17 protein-coding genes are annotated in these 17,224 nt (G+C 73.1%); 12 read left to right on the top strand and 5 right to left on the bottom strand.

The window, feature by feature from the left end; all coding sequences use genetic code 11:
• The first annotated feature begins 12 nt into the window (after positions 1-12).
• From ASC82_RS10805 to ASC82_RS10785, 5 genes are all read left to right on the top strand, one after another.
• Positions 13-702, top strand: coding sequence for a glycerophosphodiester phosphodiesterase (locus ASC82_RS10805; RefSeq protein WP_056644612.1), 690 nt, complete (start codon positions 13-15; stop codon positions 700-702).
• Positions 699-1,478, top strand: a complete 780-nt coding sequence (locus ASC82_RS10800; protein WP_056644606.1) for an SAM-dependent methyltransferase — start codon at positions 699-701, stop codon at positions 1,476-1,478. The genes ASC82_RS10805 and ASC82_RS10800 overlap by 4 nt, the downstream gene beginning before the upstream one ends.
• The gene (locus ASC82_RS10795) at positions 1,478-2,650 is read left to right on the top strand and encodes a histidine kinase (RefSeq protein ID WP_056644603.1); all 1,173 of its coding nucleotides are present in this window, start codon (positions 1,478-1,480) and stop codon (positions 2,648-2,650) included. The genes ASC82_RS10800 and ASC82_RS10795 overlap by 1 nt, the downstream gene beginning before the upstream one ends.
• Positions 2,647-3,357 (top strand): response regulator transcription factor, encoded by a 711-nt coding sequence (locus ASC82_RS10790; RefSeq protein WP_056644601.1) that lies wholly within the window; start codon positions 2,647-2,649, stop codon positions 3,355-3,357. Before ASC82_RS10795 ends, ASC82_RS10790 begins: the two co-directional genes overlap by 4 nt.
• Before the next feature lie 95 nt (positions 3,358-3,452).
• Positions 3,453-4,619 carry a serine hydrolase domain-containing protein gene (locus ASC82_RS10785; protein ID WP_056644598.1) on the top strand — a complete coding sequence of 389 codons (1,167 nt, stop codon included), beginning with the start codon at positions 3,453-3,455 and terminating at the stop codon, positions 4,617-4,619.
• Between the two features lie 18 nt (positions 4,620-4,637).
• On the opposite strand, the gene ASC82_RS10780 is transcribed toward ASC82_RS10785, so the two are convergent.
• Positions 4,638-5,288, bottom strand: coding sequence for a nitroreductase family protein (locus ASC82_RS10780; protein WP_056644595.1), 651 nt, complete (start codon positions 5,286-5,288; stop codon positions 4,638-4,640).
• A gap of 74 nt (positions 5,289-5,362) precedes the next feature.
• Between ASC82_RS10780 and ASC82_RS10775 the strand changes: the two genes are divergently transcribed.
• Positions 5,363-6,076, top strand: a complete 714-nt coding sequence (locus tag ASC82_RS10775) for an IclR family transcriptional regulator C-terminal domain-containing protein (protein ID WP_056644591.1) — start codon at positions 5,363-5,365, stop codon at positions 6,074-6,076.
• Positions 6,077-6,079: 3 nt separating this feature from the next.
• Here the strand turns inward: ASC82_RS10775 and ASC82_RS10770 are convergent, their stop codons facing one another.
• Together ASC82_RS10770 and ASC82_RS10765 are read right to left on the bottom strand one after the other, a co-directional pair.
• Positions 6,080-7,243 (bottom strand): spermidine/putrescine ABC transporter substrate-binding protein, encoded by a 1,164-nt coding sequence (locus ASC82_RS10770; protein ID WP_056644590.1) that lies wholly within the window; start codon positions 7,241-7,243, stop codon positions 6,080-6,082.
• 145 nt (positions 7,244-7,388) lie between these two features.
• Entirely contained in the window at positions 7,389-8,825 is a 1,437-nt protein-coding gene (locus tag ASC82_RS10765) for a gamma-aminobutyraldehyde dehydrogenase (protein ID WP_056644587.1), read from the bottom strand.
• 190 nt (positions 8,826-9,015) lie between these two features.
• Here ASC82_RS10765 and ASC82_RS10760 point away from each other — a divergent pair, with 190 nt between their 5' ends.
• The 6 genes from ASC82_RS10760 to ASC82_RS10735 all read left to right on the top strand — a co-directional run bounded on the left by ASC82_RS10760 (position 9,016) and on the right by ASC82_RS10735 (position 14,520).
• A complete protein-coding gene (locus ASC82_RS10760) occupies positions 9,016-9,522 on the top strand; it encodes an Lrp/AsnC family transcriptional regulator (protein WP_037641878.1) in 507 nt (168 codons plus the stop codon).
• Positions 9,507-10,886, top strand: coding sequence for an aspartate aminotransferase family protein (locus tag ASC82_RS10755; RefSeq protein WP_199862508.1), 1,380 nt, complete (start codon positions 9,507-9,509; stop codon positions 10,884-10,886). The genes ASC82_RS10760 and ASC82_RS10755 overlap by 16 nt, the downstream gene beginning before the upstream one ends.
• A gap of 279 nt (positions 10,887-11,165) precedes the next feature.
• Positions 11,166-11,894 carry an ATP-binding cassette domain-containing protein gene (locus ASC82_RS10750; RefSeq protein ID WP_024755663.1) on the top strand — a complete coding sequence of 243 codons (729 nt, stop codon included), beginning with the start codon at positions 11,166-11,168 and terminating at the stop codon, positions 11,892-11,894.
• The gene (locus ASC82_RS10745; RefSeq protein ID WP_056644577.1) at positions 11,876-13,027 is read left to right on the top strand and encodes a hypothetical protein; all 1,152 of its coding nucleotides are present in this window, start codon (positions 11,876-11,878) and stop codon (positions 13,025-13,027) included. Before ASC82_RS10750 ends, ASC82_RS10745 begins: the two co-directional genes overlap by 19 nt.
• Before the next feature lie 71 nt (positions 13,028-13,098).
• Complete coding sequence (locus ASC82_RS10740; RefSeq protein WP_056644575.1) at positions 13,099-14,238, top strand: LOG family protein; 1,140 nt, start codon at positions 13,099-13,101, stop codon at positions 14,236-14,238.
• Positions 14,239-14,340: 102 nt separating this feature from the next.
• Positions 14,341-14,520, top strand: coding sequence for a hypothetical protein (locus ASC82_RS10735; RefSeq protein ID WP_056644569.1), 180 nt, complete (start codon positions 14,341-14,343; stop codon positions 14,518-14,520).
• 42 nt (positions 14,521-14,562) lie between these two features.
• Here the strand turns inward: ASC82_RS10735 and ASC82_RS10730 are convergent, their stop codons facing one another.
• Both ASC82_RS10730 and ASC82_RS10725 read right to left on the bottom strand, forming a co-directional pair.
• Positions 14,563-15,597, bottom strand: coding sequence for an ABC transporter ATP-binding protein (locus ASC82_RS10730; RefSeq protein ID WP_056644567.1), 1,035 nt, complete (start codon positions 15,595-15,597; stop codon positions 14,563-14,565).
• Complete coding sequence (locus ASC82_RS10725; protein WP_056644968.1) at positions 15,597-17,210, bottom strand: iron ABC transporter permease; 1,614 nt, start codon at positions 17,208-17,210, stop codon at positions 15,597-15,599. Before ASC82_RS10725 ends, ASC82_RS10730 begins: the two co-directional genes overlap by 1 nt.
• Between the last annotated feature and the right edge of the window lie 14 nt (positions 17,211-17,224).

The raw sequence follows: 17,224 nt of genomic DNA, 5'->3' as shown, positions 1-17,224 counted from the left end.
GAGAATGGGGCCATGCGCCCTGTCACTGTCGTAGGTCATCGCGGCGACCCGTACCGCGTCCGTGAGAACACGCTCTCCTCGATCGCCTCGGCGATCGAGCGGGGGGCGGACGCGGTCGAGGTCGACGTCCGGCTCACGAAGGACGGCGTGCCCGTCCTCCTCCACGACGACACCCTCAAGCGGCTGTGGGGCCACGACCGGCCGCTGTCCCGGCTCTCGTACGAGCAGTTGCGCGAGCTGACGTACGACGGCGTGCCGACCCTGCGCGAGGCGCTGATCACCGCGGGGGCGCACCGGCTGATGCTGGACCTGCCCGGCGGGAACGAGGACTCGGTCCGCAAGATCGTCGGCACGGTCCGGGAGTGCGGCGCCGGGGAGCGCGTGTACTACTGCGCGGGGTCCGTGGCCATGCTCCAGGTGCGGGCCGCCGACCCGGCCGCAGAGATCGCCCTGACCTGGACGTCGCTCGCCCCGCCCCGGCGGGTGCTGCTCGACGCGGTGCGGCCGAAGTGGCTCAACTACCGCTTCGGTCTGGTGAGTCGGGAGCTGACGGAGCGGGTGCACCGGGACGGTCTGCTCGTCTCGGCCTGGACGGCGGACACCACCCGCACCATGCGTAAGCTGATCTTCAACGGGGTCGACTCGATCACCACGAACCGGGTCGACGCACTCGCCGCCGTCCTGCGAAAGGCTCGCGCATGAACGACCGCATCCGCACCGACATCGCCCACAACGCCCGCGTGTGGAACTACTGGCTGGGCGGCAAGGACAACTACCCGGTGGACCGTGCGGTCGGCGACCAGGTCACCGCCTTCTACCCGAGCATCGGCGAAGTGGCCCGCGCGGACCGGGCGTTCCTCGGCCGGGCGGTGACGCATCTGGCCGCCGACGCGGGCGTGCGCCAGTTCCTCGACATCGGTACGGGCCTGCCGACCGCGGACAACACCCACGAGGTCGCGCAGCGGGTCGCCGCCGACTCGCGGATCGTCTACGTCGACAACGACCCGATCGTCCTCACCCACGCCCGGGCGCTCCTGACCAGCGCGCCGGAGGGGGTCACCGAGTACGTCGACGCGGACGCGCAGGACCCGGAGAAGATCCTGGCGGCCGCGGGCGCGACGCTCGACCTGTCCCGCCCGGTCGCGGTGCTGATGCTCGGCATCCTCAACTTCGTCCTGGACACCGGCGAGGCCCGGTCGATCGTGCGGACCCTGATGGACGCCGTCCCCTCCGGCAGCTACCTGGTCCTGACCCACCCGACGCTGGAGCCGGAGCTCGGCGGCGAGGGCAACAAGGCCGCCATGGCGTTCTGGAACGAGAACGCGACCCCGCCGATCACCGCCCGCAGCCGGGCCGAGTTCGCCTCCTTCCTCGACGGGCTCGACCTGCTGGAGCCGGGCATCGTGTCCTGCGGGCGCTGGCGCTCCGAAGAGGCCGCCGTGGTCGCGCAGTTCGGCGCGGTGGGCCGCAAGCCGTAATGGCGGGGCGGGGGGAGATACCGGGGGCGGTACGCGGCGGCTGGGAGCGGGCGCGGCGCTGGGGCGCGGCGAACCCGTGGGCGGTGGACATCGGGATCGCGCTCCTCGTGCAGGCGGCGATGACGATGCCGTTCGTGGTGCCGCGCGGGCCCGAGCTGGAGCCGGCGACCTGGCCGGCGTACGGCCTGACGACGCTCACCGTGCTGCCGCTGGTCTGGCGGCGGCGCGCCCCGCTCGCCGTCCTTCTCGCGATCCTCGCGGCGAGCGCCCTGTACAGGGTGGCCGTCGAGGGGCCGGGGCAGCCGCTGCCGTACACCGGGCTCGTCTCCGTCTACACCATCGCCGCGCTGTCCCCGCCGTGGAAGCGGCTGACGACGGCGGCCCTGATGGTGGTCGCGGTGCCGGGCTCGGTGTGGCTCAACACCCAGTCGGCGCGGGAACTGACCTTCTCCCTCTTCGTGTTCGGCGCGGCGTACGTCTTCGGCCGGCTCCAGGACGCGCGGCAGCGGGAGCACCGGATCGAGGCCGAGCGGGCCGCCGCCCGCGAACGGGCCCGGATCGCGCGGGAGATGCACGACATCCTGTCGCACGCGGTGAGCCTGATGGTCGTGCAGGCGGAGGCGGGGCCGGTGGCGGTACGGGCGGCCCCGGAGCGCGCGGAAGCCGCCTTCGAGGCGATCTCGGCGACCGGCCGCGACGCGATGGCCCAACTACGTCAGATGCTCGGGGTGTTGCGCGAGGGCTCCGAGAGCGGCTCCGCCCCGCGCGAGCCGCAGCCCGACCTGTCGGGCATCCCGGAGCTGGTCGAGCGGGTCCGGGCCAGCGGCCTGACCGTCACCTACGCGACGGAGGGCGGGGTCCGTGCCCTGCCCCCGGCGACCGGCGCGAGTGCCTACCGGATCGTCCAGGAGGCCTTGACGAACGTGGTCAAGCACGCGCGCGCCCGCACGGCCGAGGTCCGACTGGCTCACGCGGAGGGCGTGTTGCGCGTGACGGTGACGGACGACGGGCGTGGCCCGCAGGCGGGCGTCGGCGGCCACGGCCTGGTCGGCATCCGGGAGCGGGCGGCCGCCCACGGCGGTACGGCGGCGCTGGGTCCGGGCCCCGGCGGCCGGGGCTTCGAGGTGCGGGTCCTGCTCCCCGTACCGTCCGAGGAGGGGGTGGGGGCATGACGATCCGGGTGGTGGTCGCCGACGACCAGGAGCTGGTCCGCAGCGGCTTCGCGATGATCCTGGACGCGCAGCCGGACATCGAGGTGGTCGCGGAGGCCGGGGACGGCACGGAGGCGGTCGAGGCGGTGCGGCGGCTCGCGCCCGACGTGGCGCTGCTCGACATCCGGATGCCCCGGACGGACGGCATCGAGGCCTGCCGGACGATCAGCGCGGAGTCGAGCTGCCGGACGGTGATCCTGACGACCTTCGACACCGACGCGTACGTGTACGAGGCGCTGCACGCGGGGGCGAGCGGTTTCCTCCTCAAGGACGTGCGCAGGGACGACCTGGTGCACGCGGTCCGGGTCGTGGCGGCGGGCGAGTCGCTGCTCGCCCCGTCCGTGGCCCGGCGTCTCGTGGAGCAGTACACGGCGGGCGGCCCCCGCAGGACGGCCCCGGACCCGCGGCTCGACGTCCTGACCGGCCGGGAGCGGGAGACGCTGTTGCTGCTCGCGCGCGGCCTGTCGAACGCGGAGATCGCGGCGGAGCTGGTGGTGAGCGACCACACGGTGAAGACCCATGTGGGGAACGTGCTGGCGAAGCTGGGGCTGCGCGACCGGATCCAGGCGGTGATCTGCGCGTACGAGACGGGCCTGGTCGAGGCGGGTGCTCCCCCGCCCGGGGGAGGCACGGGCCCCGGCTCCTCCCCCGCGTCGGCGAGGGACTGACCCCGCAAGACCGCCGGTGCGGGCGATCCGTGGATCGCCGCTGGTCAGCAGGATGGAGCCATCGAGAACAACGGCTCACACCACGGGAGTTGACCATGAAGAAGTCCACCCGCACGCTGCTCGCCGCCGCCCTGGTCCTGGGAGTGGCGGCGGGACCGGCGGTCGTCCCCGCCGTCGCGGCGGCGCCGCCGGCGGCAGCCGCCTCGCAGGCCTCGTCGCCCGACCTGTCGGCGGTGATCGCGGGCCTCCCCCGCGCCGACGCGACGGCCGCACTGGTCCGGGTCGGCGGCACCGAGGGTTCCTGGCAGGGGAGTTCGGGTGTCCACGACCTGGAGAGCGGCTCCCCGGCGGACCCGGCGGCCCGCTTCCGGGCCGGTTCGGTGACGAAGGTGTTCACGGCGGCGACCGTCCTCCAGCTCGCCGCCGAGGGCCGGATCGACCTGGACCGGCCGGCCCGCTCGTACCTCCCGGACCTGATCCCCGGCCGGTACGCCAGGGTGACCGTCCGCCAGCTCCTGAACCACACCCACGGCATCCCGGCCCCCGACTTCCCGGGCGACACGGTCGAGGAGTGGTACGCGAACCGCTTCGTCGTCCACACCCCGGAGGCGATGGTCCGCTCGGCGACGGCGAAGCCGCGCGAGTTCCGTCCGGGCACCCGGCAGCACTACCTCAACATCGGGTACACGATCGCCGGCCTGCTCGTGGAGCGGGTCACGGGCGACACGTACGAGCGGCAGGTGGAGCGCCGGATCCTGCGCCCGCTCGGCCTCCGGGACACGTACTTCCCCGGCGAGGCGGCCGAGATCACCGGCCCGTACAACCACGGCTACCAGACGATGCGGCTCGACGACGGCACGACCGGCCTGCGGGACGTCTCCGTGTGGGGCACGACGGACGGCTGGGCCGCCGGCGACATCGTCTCGACCACCGCCGACCTGGAGCGCTTCACCCGCGTCCTGTTCAAGGGCGGCGTGGTCCGCGGCCCGCTCCTGGAGGAGATGTTCACCCTGCCGAAGGTCCCGGACCTGAAGTCGGGCGACCCGGCCGCGTACTCCGCCGGCCTGTCGATGAAGAAGCTCGGCGGCCGCGAGGTCTGGGGCAAGACGGGCGGCCGCTGGGGCTACAACAGTGCGATCGCCTCGACCCGCGACGGCGCCCGCACCCTCGTCTACAGCGTCAACTCCACCGACGCCAAGGGCCAGGACATGAACCCGACGGCCCTCGGCCTGATGGTGGCGGCGTACGGCCTGCCGGACTGAACCCCGCGTGCACGGCGCTCACCACGCGTCCCAGTGGAGGACCTCCTCGCGCGGGATCCGCCGGGCGGGCCGGAAGTCGGTGCCGACCGTGTACGCGACGGGGATGAAGGCGGCCTGCATCACGTGCGCGTACGGGATGCCGAGGAAGCTCGCGAACTCCCGCTCCATCGGCAGGTTCCCCGTCGTCCACACCGTGCCGAGCCCGCGCTCGCGGGCGGCCAGCATGAAGCTCCAGGCGGCGGGCAGGATCGACCCCCAGGTGCCGGCCTGATGGGTGACGGTGGCGCCTTCCGTGCGGCCTTCGACGCAGGGGATGACGTACGCGGGCACCTCGTGCAGGTGCCGGTGCAGATGCCCGACGCCGGAGTAGACCCGGTCCATCACACCGGGCGCGACCTCCGCCCGGCGCACGTCCCGGTCGGGCAGCGGCTGGTGGGCGCCGGGTGCGGTGAGGGCGGCCCGCCACAGATCGGCGAGGACGGCCCGGCGGGCCGGGTCGGTGACGATCACGAAGTGCCAGCGCTGCCGGTTGCGGCCGGTGGGCGCCTGGACGGCGAGGTCCACGCACTCCTCCAGCAGCGCGCGGGGCACGGGCCGGGTGAGGTCGAGGCGGTGGCGGACGGCCCGGGTGGTGGAGAGCAGGGTGTCGGAAGCGAGACCGAGGTTCATGCGTTGAGCCTCGTACGGGCCGGGCGGGGGCGGGAAGTCCGGGCTTCCACTGAGTGAAAGGCACGGTCGGGGACATGGGCGAGAGTGTGGCGGGGCGGCTCTTCTCGGTGCTGGACGCCTTCGACGGCGCGCCGGGCGGCCCGGTGGCGCTGCGGCTCACCGACATCGCGGCGCGGACGGGGCTCCCGGCACCGACGGCCCTGCGCATGGTGCGGGAGCTGGTGGCCTGGGGCGGTCTGGAGCGGGGCGCGGACGGCACGTACCGGCTGGGTCTGCGGCTGCGGGCACTGGGCGCGGCGGCGCCCTGCCCGCGCGGGCTCCTCGACGCGGCGCTGCCCGCGCTGCGGGCGTTGGGCGCCAGGACGGGCGGCCACGCGGACGTGGCGGTCCTCTGCGGCCCGACGGCCGACAGCGCCACGGCCGACAGCCCGACGGCCGGCGGTGTGCTGTGCCTGGTGAGCGGGGAGCAGCTGCCGGGTCATGCGACGGCGTACGGGAAGACCCTGCTCACCGCTCCCCCGGCGGACCTGCCCCGTCTCACCCGCCACACGGTGGTCTCCAGGGGCGTCCTGGCCGCCCAACTGGCCCGGATCCGCGCGGAGGGCCTCGCGGTCTGCGCCGAGGAGCACCGCCTGGGCGAGATCACGGTGGCCGCCCCGGTGCGGGGCCCGGCCGGTCCGGTCGCCGCCCTCGGCGTGACCGTCACCGGCGGCGTACCCCTGGAGCGGGTGACGGCGGCGGTCCGGGAGGCCGCGGCGCGGGTGCGGCTCCCGGCGTCGGCGCCGTGACCGTCAGAGCCCCACGATCCCGTTCCACCTCTTCGCGAACTCCTGCCGCTCGTCGGCGCGGATGTCGCGGGCGATGGCGAGCCGGCCGCGCATGTCGGCGTCCGGGAAGATCAGCGGGTCCTCGGCGAGGGCGACCAGTTCCTCGTCGCCGGAGTCCGCGAGGACGGCCTGGGCGGCCGGGACCGGGCAGACGTAGTTGACCCAGGCGGCCAGTTCGGCGGCGACCTCGGGCTCGTAGTAGTAGTCGATCAGCTTCTCGGCGTTGGACTTGTGCTGGGCCCGGTTGGGGATCAGGAGGGACTCGGCCCACAGCTCGCCGCCCTCCTCGGGGACGACGAACTCGATGTCCGGGTTGTCGGCCTGGAGCTGGATGACGTCGCCGGAGTAGGCCTGGCAGGCGAGCACGTCGCCGGTGGACAGGTCCTTGATGTAGTCGTTGCCGGTGAAGCGGCGGATGTGCTTCTTCCGGACGAGCCCCTCGATCTGCTCGCAGAGGGCGTGGAAGTCGTCGCGGGTCCAGCGGGTGACGTCGACGCCGTTGCCCTGGAGGAGCAGCGACATGGACTCGTCGAGGCCGGAGAGCAGGGTGACCTTGCCGCGCAGGTCGTCGGCCCACAGCTCCTTGGTGGAGCGGAGTTCCCGGCCGAGCTTCTTGCGGTTGTACGCGATGCCGGTGATCCCGGACTGCCAGGGCACGCTGTGCAGCCGGCCCGCGTCGAAGGCGGGCGAGCGCAGCTGCGGGTTGAGGTGCTTCGCGACGTGGGGCTGGGCGGCGCGGTCCATCTCCTGGACCCAGCCGAGGCGGACGAAGCGGGCGGCCATCCAGTCGCTGACGACGATCAGGTCGCGGCCGGTCTCCTGGTGGTTCATCAGGGACGGGCCGATCTTGCCGAAGAACTCGTCGTTGTCGTTGATCTCCTCCGTGTAGCGGACGGAGATCCCGGTGCGCTCGCGGAAGGCGTTCAGCGTCGGGCGCTTCGCCGTGTCGTCGTCATCGGTGTCGATGTAGAGGGGCCAGTTGGCGAAGTCGAGCGTCCGGTCGCGCGCGGACAGGTCGCGGCCGGCCCGGTCGCTCTCGTCGACGTAGGCGGCGGGGACCCCGCACCCGGCGAGCGCCGCGGCCGCTCCGACACCGCCGATCCCGCGCAGCAGGGACCTGCGGGACATGCTCTTCCTGGCTATCGCTCTCACCGCCCCAGCATCCCCACCGGGTGCCACCTGCGGCAATGGACGGTCCGTCCAGCGACGGACCGCGGCCCCGACACCCTGTCGACCAGGGTGCCGGGGCCGCGGGTTCGCGTGCCGGCTGGGATCAGCCCAGGGAGGTCATGACGTGCTTGATGCGCGTGTAGTCCTCGAAGCCGTACGCGGAGAGGTCCTTGCCGTAGCCGGACTTCTTGTAGCCGCCGTGGGGCATCTCGGCGACGAGCGGGATGTGGGTGTTGATCCACACGCAGCCGAAGTCGAGGGCCTTGGACATGCGCATGGCGCGCGCGTGGTCCTTGGTCCAGACGGAGGAGGCGAGGGCGTACTCGACGTCGTTGGCGTACGCGAGGGCCTGGGCCTCGTCCGTGAAGGACTGGACGGTGATGACCGGGCCGAAGACCTCGTTCTGGACGATCTCGTCGTCCTGCTTGAGGCCGGAGACGACGGTCGGGGCGTAGAAGTAGCCCTTGTCGCCGACGCGGTGACCGCCGGCCTCGACCTTGGCGTGGGCCGGGAGGCGCTCGATGAAGCCGGAGACCTGCTTCAGCTGGTTGGCGTTGTTGAGCGGGCCGTAGAGCACGTCCTCGTCGTCCGGCTGGCCGGTCTTCGTCTCGGCGGCGGCCTTGGCGAGGGCGGCGACGAACTCGTCGTGGATCGACTCGTGGACGAGGACGCGGGTGGCGGCCGTACAGTCCTGGCCGGCGTTGAAGAAGCCCGCGACCGAGATGTCGCCGACGGCCGATTCGATGTCGGTGTCCTCGAAGACGACGACCGGCGCCTTGCCGCCCAGCTCCAGGTGGACGCGCTTGACGTCCTTGGCGGCCGACTCGGCGACCTGCATGCCGGCGCGGACCGAGCCGGTGATGGAGGCCATCGCCGGGGTGGGGTGCTCGACCATGGTCCGGCCGGTCTCGCGGTCGCCGCAGATGACGTTGAAGACGCCCTTGGGGACGATCTGCCCGATGATCTCGGCCATCAGGAGCGTCGACGCGGGGGTCGTGTCCGAGGGCTTGAGGACGACGGTGTTACCCGCGGCGAGCGCCGGGGCGAACTTCCACACGGCCATCATCATCGGGTAGTTCCACGGCGCGACCTGGGCGCAGACGCCCACGGGCTCGCGGCGGATGATCGAGGTCATGCCCTCCATGTACTCGCCGGCCGAACGGCCCTCGAGCATGCGGGCGGCGCCGGCGAAGAAGCGGATCTGGTCCACCATCGGCGGCACCTCCTCGCTCCCGACGAGGGCGGTCGGCTTGCCGGTGTTCTCGACCTCGGCGGCGATGAGGTCCTCGGCGCGCTCCTCGAAGGCGTCGGCGATCTTGAGGAGTACCTTCTGGCGGTCGGCCGGGGTGCTGTCGCGCCAAGCGGGGAAGGCGGCCGAGGCGGCCTCCATGGCGGCGTCGACGTCGGCCTGGCCGGAGAGCGGGGAGGTGGCGTACACCTCGCCGGTGGCCGGGTTGACCACCTCGATGGTGCGGCCGTCGGCCGCATCCCGGAACTCCCCGTTGATGTAGTTACGCAGCCGGCGCAGCTCGGTGGTCACTTGCCACCCCTCCTGTCACGTTCTGTCTTCGCACGTCCTTGTGCGGTGTCCCGATGGGCGAGACACCTCAGCCTAGTCGCTCGACTGACGCTTTCAACAGCCCCGACCCTCGCCAACTTCGGATTCGGTGAGATCTAGACCCGATCACAACGAATTTCATCAGTTCGGGCTTGCACGACGGACAATCTCGGTGCACAGTGAAGCCGTGGCCAGTCGAAGCACAGACTCCAGAACCGGAACCGGTTCGTCCCCGACGATCGATGCCGTCTCCCTGGCAATCATCGAACAGCTCCAGCAGGACGGTCGCCGTCCCTACGCGGCGATAGGCAAGGCCGTCGGCCTCTCCGAAGCCGCGGTACGCCAACGCGTGCAGAAGCTGCTCGACCAGGGCGTCATGCAGATCGTCGCCGTCACCGACCCGCTCACCGTGGGATTCCGGCGCCAGGCGATGGTCGGCATCAACGTCGAGGGTGACCTCGATCCGGTTGCGGAGGCACTGACGGCCATGGCCGAATGCGAGTACGTGGTGATGACCGCGGGCTCCTTCGACCTCATGGTGGAGGTCGTCTGCGAGGACGACGACCACCTGCTGGACGTCATCAACAAGCGGATCCGCACCCTCCCCGGCGTGCGCTCCACCGAGAGCTTCGTCTACCTCAAGCTCAAGAAGCAGACCTATATGTGGGGAACTCGATAATCGTGACCCAGGACCTGTCCAAGACCGCGTACGACCACCTGTGGATGCACTTCACCCGCATGTCGTCGTACGAGAACTCGCCCGTTCCCACCATCGTGCGTGGTGAGGGCACCTACATCTTCGACGACAAGGGCAAGCGCTACCTCGACGGTCTCGCGGGTCTGTTCGTCGTCAACGCCGGACACGGCCGCGAGGAACTGGCCGAGGTCGCGTACAAGCAGGCCAAGGAGCTCGCGTTCTTCCCCGTGTGGTCGTACGCGCACCCCAAGGCCGTCGAGCTCGCCGAGCGTCTGGCCGACTACGCCCCGGGCGACCTGAACAAGGTCTTCTTCACCACCGGTGGCGGCGAGGCCGTCGAGACCGCGTGGAAGCTCGCCAAGCAGTACTTCAAGCTGCAGGGCAAGCACACCAAGTACAAGGTCATCTCGCGTGCGGTCGCCTACCACGGCACCCCGCAGGGCGCCCTGTCCATCACGGGCCTGCCGGCCCTGAAGGCCCCCTTCGAGCCGCTGGTCCCCGGCGCTCACAAGGTGCCGAACACCAACATCTACCGCGCGCCGATCCACGGCGACGACCCCGAGGCCTTCGGCCGCTGGGCCGCCGACCAGATCGAGCAGCAGATCCTCTTCGAGGGCGCCGACACCGTCGCGGCCGTCTTCCTGGAGCCCGTGCAGAACGCCGGTGGCTGCTTCCCGCCGCCGCCCGGCTACTTCCAGCGCGTCCGCGAGATCTGCGACCAGTACGACGTGCTGCTCGTCTCCGACGAGACGATCTGCGCCTTCGGCCGCCTCGGCACGATGTTCGCCTGTGACAAGTTCGGCTACGTCCCGGACATGATCACCTGCGCCAAGGGCATGACCTCGGGCTACTCCCCGATCGGCGCCTGCATCGTCTCGGACCGCATCGCGGAGCCGTTCTACAAGGGCGACAACACCTTCCTCCACGGCTACACCTTCGGTGGCCACCCGGTGTCGTCGGCGGTCGCGATCGCCAACCTCGACATCTTCGACAAGGAAGGCCTGAACCAGCACGTGCTGGACCAGGAGGGCAACTTCTTCAACACCCTGAAGAAGCTGCACGACCTGCCGATCGTCGGCGACGTCCGCGGCAACGGCTTCTTCTACGGCATCGAGCTCGTGAAGGACAAGGTCACCAAGGAGTCCTTCACGGACGAGGAGACGGAGCGCGTGCTCTACGGCTTCCTCTCCAAGGCGCTCTTCGAGAACGGCCTGTACTGCCGGGCCGACGACCGTGGCGACCCGGTCATCCAGCTGGCCCCGCCGCTCATCGCCGACCAGGGCACCTTCGACGAGATCGAAGGCATCCTGCGGTCGGTGCTGACGGAGGCGTGGACGAAGCTCTGACGGCTCCGCTCCTCACCTCCCCGCGAGGCACAGGACCTCACGCCGCCCTCACGGCGTGACAACGGCCCGGGCATGCCGCCATCCGAGTGGATGGTGACATGCCCGGGCCGCGTGCTGTCCGTACAAACCGATCTGAATCCTTACGGTGCATCCCTGGCCGCCTTCCGGGTCGCTCCCCCGGCCGCCCCCTGATTTCCCACGGCGCCAGTGACCGAAAGGCCCGTCTCTTCGTTCCCCCGGACGGGGGAACACAGATCGGACGACATCGAGGTGTACGCGATGGCCCCACCGGACAACGACGTGCTCTGGGCGCGTTCCCTGCACTGCGCCCTGGGCGGTTCGGACGCCCTCAGCGGCGTCTCCCTCGGCGTCCGCGAGGGCGAGATCCTCGCCCTCGTCGGCCCGCGCGGCAGCGGCAAGACCACCCTCATGCGCTGCCTGTCCGGCCAGCTCGTCGCCCAGCAGGGCGAGGTCTGGTTCAACAGCAGCCCCGTGCACACCCTGGGCCAGGCCCAGCGCGAGCGGCTCCGCCGCGACCGCTTCGGCTGGATCGACCCCGAGCCCGGCCTCGTCCCCGAACTCACCGGCTGGGAGAACGTCGCCCTGCCGCTGCTGCTCCGCGGCGCCTCCCACCGGGCCGCGAAGACCGCCGCCGTCGAATGGCTGGAGCGCCTCGACATCGGCGTCTGCGCCCGCAGGCGCCCGCACGCGCTCACCCACTCCCAGCGCCAGCGGATCGCGATCGCCCGCGCCCTCGTCACCACCCCGTCGGTCCTCTTCGCCGACGAACCCACCGCCGCGCTGCACCGGGCCGACGGGGCGCAGGTCCTGCGCACCCTGACCGCCGCGGCCCGCTCGCACGGCATCACGGTGCTCCTCGCCACCCACGACGGCGAGGTGGCGGCGCTCGCCGACCGCACGGTCGCCCTCCTCGACGGCCGCCGGGTCGGCACCGTCCCTCCGGCGTCAGGGGCGGAGGGCGTCACCGCGTGCTCGCTCTCCGTCTAGCCCGCGGGACCCACCCCCTCGTCCTGACGCGGCGGCTCCTCGTCGCCGCCGCGGCCGCGGGGGTGGGGTTCCTGCTGCTCTGCACCCTCGGGTACGCCGTCGGGCACCCGGCCCAGTCCTCGGCCTCCGTCCTGCGCCTGCTGTGGTGCGCCCTGCCGCTCGCCGCCACGGTCCAGTTCGCCGTGGCCGTGGCCCGCACCGACCCCAGCACCCGGCCGCGCCCCGGACTCTCGGCCGTCGGACTCGGCCCGGTCCGGCTCACCGCCGTCGCGGCGGCGTCGACGGCCGTCGCCTGCACGCTCGGCTCGATGGTCGCGCTCCTCTTCTACCTGCACCTGCGCGGCGACATCACGGGCCTCCCCTTCGACGGGGCGGCGGCCGAGCTCCTCGCCGCCGACCAGCCGATGCCGCTCGCCGCCGCCCTCACCCTCCTCGCGATCCTGCCGGTCGTCGCCGCCACGGCCGCGGGCCTCGCGCTCCGCCCGCGCTCCGCGCCCGCGGAACCGGAGGGCGTCGAGAAGTCCGTGCCGTCCGGACTGCCGTGGGGCGTCGCCCTGGTCGCCATCGGCCTGGCCATCGAGACGTACGCGGGCCGCAGCGGCGCCGCGGACGGCCTCCCGCTGCCGGGCCGCTTCGACGGCAGCCCGGCAGGCGTCCTGGCCGGCTGGGTGCTCACCGCCTTCGGCCTCGCGCTCGCGGGCCCCGGACTAACGTACGGCTGCGGCCGGCTCCTCCAGGCCGTCCGGCCGGGCGCCACCCGGCTGCTCGCCGGCCGCGTCCTGATGGACGAGTCCCGCCGTATCGGCCGCCCCCTCGGAGTGGTCTCCGCCGTGCTCTCCGGGACGCTCGCGGCGGCCGCGCTGTACGCGTCGGGCACCGGACCGGCCGCCTTCGGGCCGCTCACCGGTCTCGGCGCGGCCCTGGTCATGGCCTGCACCACGGCCACGCTCCTCACGGCGGCGCTGGAGTCCAAGCAGTGCCGCGCCCACACCACCGAGGCGCTCCTCCGCCTCGGCGCCCCGCCGACGGTCCTGCGCACGGCGGCCCTCATGCGGGCGGGCGCGCTCGTCGCCGTCTTCCTGCCGCTGACCTGGTTCGTGGCGGAGCTGGCGGCGCTCCCCCTGACGGGCTGACGGGCTGACGGGCCGGCAGGCCGACGGGCGGCCCGCGCGCCCGATCGGCGGGCGGCCCCTATCGTGGGCCCATGGCGACGCCTCCTCCTGCACACCGGCCGCCCGGTCCGCGCGGGCGCGGGCACGAGATCCACACGCTCGAAGAGTTCGACGCGGCCATGGCCCTGCCCGGCGCGCTCGCCGGGCTCCGCGTCCAGTCCGTCGACCTGACCGACCGCGGCTTCGCCCTGCTCTCCGCCTCCGCGGCCGGCGCCGTCTTCCTCGGCTGCCCCATGGAGCCGGAGGCGGCGGCGAAGGTGCGCGCCGACGGGGCGCTCGTCTTCCCGCCCGTACCCGACCTGCCGTTCGACCCGTACCGTTCGGGGCTCTACTCCCCCGAGGAGCTCTACGACGGCATCACCGCCGCCGGATACGCGTCGACGCCGGACGCCCTCGCGTACGCCTGGTTCGGGCGGACCCGGGCCGACGGCGACATCTTCTCCTCGATGCTCCGCTCGCTCCACGACGACGCCGTCTCCGACGCCCTCGACGAACTCCTCGAAGGGGCCCGGGTCGTCGGCGTGATGGGCGGGCACGCGATGGGCCGGGGCACGGAGGCGTACGCGGGCGCCGCCCGGCTCGGCAGGTCGCTGGCCCGCGCCGGCCTGACCGTGGCGACCGGCGGCGGACCGGGCGCCATGGAGGCGGCGAACCTCGGCGCGTACCTGGCCCCGTTCCCCGACGAGACCCTGCCCGAGGCCCTCTCCCTCCTCTCCGCCGCCCCGTCGTTCACCCCCTCCGTGACGGAGTGGTCCCGCGCCGCCTTCGCGGTGCGGGACCGGTGGCCGCGCGGCGGCGACTCGGTCGGCATCCCCACCTGGTTCTACGGCCACGAGCCGCCGAACGCCTTCGCCGGCCACATCGCCAAGTACTTCGCCAACGCCCTCCGCGAGGACGGCCTCCTCGCCCGCTCCACGGCGGGCGTCGTCTTCCTGCCGGGCGCGGCGGGCACGGTCCAGGAGATCTTCACGAACGCCACCCCGAACTACTACGGCTCCCTGGGCGCCCCCGCCCCCATGGTCCTGGTCGACCGCGCCCACTGGACCGAACGCCTCCCGGCCTGGCCCCTCCTGGAAGCCCTCGCCGCCGGCCGCCCGATGGCGCCCCGGATCGCCCTCGTCGACTCGATCGACGAGGCCCCGGAGGCACTGGAACGACTCGCGAAGGCGTAGGCGCGCCTCCGCCGCACGGCGGGAAGAGCTCCGCCGCGTGGCGGAGCCCGACCCGACTGCCGACGGACGCGCCCGATGGCCTCCCGCCGGAAGGCTCGGGGCATGACACCGAAGACACTCCTGGCCCGCTGGCCGTCGTGGGCCGGTTCCGCCGCGCTCACCTGGTCGCTGCTGTACGCGGCGGGCGCCGCCCTGGCCGCCCTCACCGGACCCTCGCTCGGGTACGCGATCCTGGGCAAGGGGACCGGCACGGGCGCCCAGGCGGCGTGCACCGTCTGCTGAGCCGTGTCCTGGCCGGGCGCGCCCAGGCCCCCGTACTCCGGGTCAGTCGCCCAGCACCACGACGTCCTCGACCGCGAAGCCCACGTCCACCCGGGCCCCTTCCTCCGGCGCCTCGCTCAGCGGGAACTCCGCCTCCAGCGGCGGCCCGTCCGCCGGCCGGAGCCGTACCGCGACGCGGTCGCCGCGGAAGGTCCGCGACTCGACGGTCCACTCCGGGGACGCCGGTGACACCGACGGTGTCGCCGGGAGGAGCCGCACCCCGCCCGGCCGGACGAGGAGCCGACGCTCCCCCTGCGGCGAGCCCTCCGGCACCGGGACCTTCCCCCACGCGGTCTCCGCGGCCGTGCCGGCGACCCGCGCCGCCACCACGTTGTCGAAGCCGAGGAAACGGGCCACGAACTCCGAGGCCGGCCGCGACCACACCTCGACGGGCGCGCCCGACTGGGCGATCCGCCCGTCCCGCATCACCACGACCCGGTCGGCGAGCGCGAAGGCCTCGCCCTGGTCGTGGGTGACGGCCAGAACGGTCGTCCCGAGCCGCCCGAAGAGCTGCCGCAGCTCGACGACGAGCCGTTCCCGCAGCCCGCGGTCGAGCTGGCCGAGCGGCTCGTCCAGCATGAGGAGCCGGGGCCGCGGCGCCAGCGCCCTGGCCAGCGCCACCCGCTGCTGCTCGCCGCCGGAGAGCGCGGACACCGAGCGCCGCTCGGCCCCCGGCAGCCCGACGAGGTCGAGCAGTTCCCGTACTCGCTCCGCCTGTTCGGCCTTGGCCGCGCCCCGCATCCGCGGCCCGAAGGCGATGTTGCCGCCGACGTCCCGCTGCGGGAACAGCTGGTGGTCCTGGAACATCAGCCCGACGCCCCGCCGGTGCACCGGCACCCCCGCCTGGTCGGCGCCGCCGAGCAGCACCCGGCCGCCGTCCAGCGCCTGGAGCCCGGCGACGACCCGCAGCAGCGTCGACTTGCCGCTGCCGCTGGGGCCGAGCACGCACACGATCTCGTGCTCGGCGACCTCCAGGTCCACGGCGTCGAGCGCGGCCCGCTCCCCGAACCGTACGGTCGCCTCCTGGATCGAAAGCATCAGAACTCCCCGGAGGTCCGCTCGGTGCGCAGCCGTTCGAGCAGGAGCAGGGACACCGCGCACACCACCATCAGAATCGTCGAGAGGGCCATCGCCTGCCCGTAGTTGAGCTCGCCGGGCCGCCCGAGCAGCCGGGCCACCGCCACCGGCAGCGTCGGGCTGTCCGGCCGGGCGATGAAGACGGTCGCGCCGAACTCGCCCAGCGAGACGGCGAAGGCGAACCCGGCGGCGATCAGCAGAGCCCGCCGCACCAGCGGCAGGTCCACCTCCCGCCAGGCCCGCCACGGCGACGCGCCGAGGACGGCCGCCGCCTCCCGCAGCCGCTCGTCGACCGCCCGCAGCACCGGCAGCATCGTCCGTACGACGAAGGGGACGCCGACCAGGGCCTGTGCGAGCGGTACGAGGATCCAGCTGGCCCGCAGGTCGAACGGCGGCTCGTCGAGCGTGATGAGGAACCCGAAGCCAACGGTGACCGCCGAGACCCCGAGCGGCAGCATCAGCAGCGCGTCGAAACCCCGCACGAGCCGGCCTGCCCGCCGGGTGAGCGCCGCCGCCGCGAGCCCGCCGATCAGCACCGCGATGGCGGTGGCGGCCACCGCGTACCGCAGCGAGTTCCCGATCGCCTCCAGCGGCGGTACGAGGAAGGTGCCGGACTCGTCGAGCGAGCCGAGCGCCCGGTAGTAGCCGAGCCCGTAGCCGTGCGGCCCGGCGAAGGAGCGCTCCACGAGCACGCCGAGCGGCAGCAGGATCAGCAGCGCCACGGAGACGAGGACGCCCGCGAGCAGCGCCCACTGCCCGATCCCGCGCGGCCGGCGGGCGGTCGTCTCCGGCGGCACGAGCCGCAGCGCGGTCTCCCGCCTGCGAACCGTCCGGGCGTGCACGGCCAGGATCGCCCCGACCGCGGCGAACTGGACGAGCGTGAGGACGGCGGCCGTCCGCAGGTCGAGCAGCCGGGCGGTCTGCCGGTAGATCTCGGCTTCCAGGGTGGAGTACGCGTCCCCGCCGAGGATCTGCACGACACCGAAGGAGGTGAAGGTGAAGAGGAAGACCATCAGGGCGGCCGCCGACACCGCCGGCACGAGCGCGGGCAGGGTCACCGTCCGCCAGGCCGTCCACCGCGAGGCGCCGAGGACCCGCGCGGCCTCCTCCTGCCGCGGGTCGAGCTGCGACCAGAGGCCGCCGACGGTCCGGATGACGACCGCGTAGTTGAAGAAGACGTGCGCGAGGAGGATCGCCCACACGCTGGTGTCGAGCCGCAGCCCCCACAGCTCGTCCGTCAGACCGCCGCGGCCGACGACCGCCAGGAAGGCCGTGCCGACGAGGACGGTCGGCAGCACGAACGGCACCGTGACCACGGCCCGCAGCACGCCCTTGCCCGGGAAGTCGAAGCGCGCGAAGACGTACGCGCCGGGCAGCGCCACGAGCAGGGTGAGACCGGTGGAGGCCAGCGCCTGCCACACGGTGAAGCCGAGCACGTCGAGGACGTCCGGCCGGCTCAGCGTCTCGCCGATCCGGCCGAACCGCCAGACGCCGTCGGGCCGCAGCCCCCGGTCGACGATCGACACGACGGGCCAGGCGAAGAAGACCCCGAAGAACGCGACGGGCAGGGCCATCAGCCCCAGCCGCG

The organism is Streptomyces sp. Root431 (genome assembly GCF_001426585.1).
GTDB classification, from domain to species: Bacteria; Actinomycetota; Actinomycetes; order Streptomycetales; family Streptomycetaceae; genus Streptomyces; species Streptomyces stackebrandtii.
The sequence above is the reverse complement of the archived record's forward strand: the minus strand, read 5'-3'. Positions and strand labels throughout refer to the sequence as shown.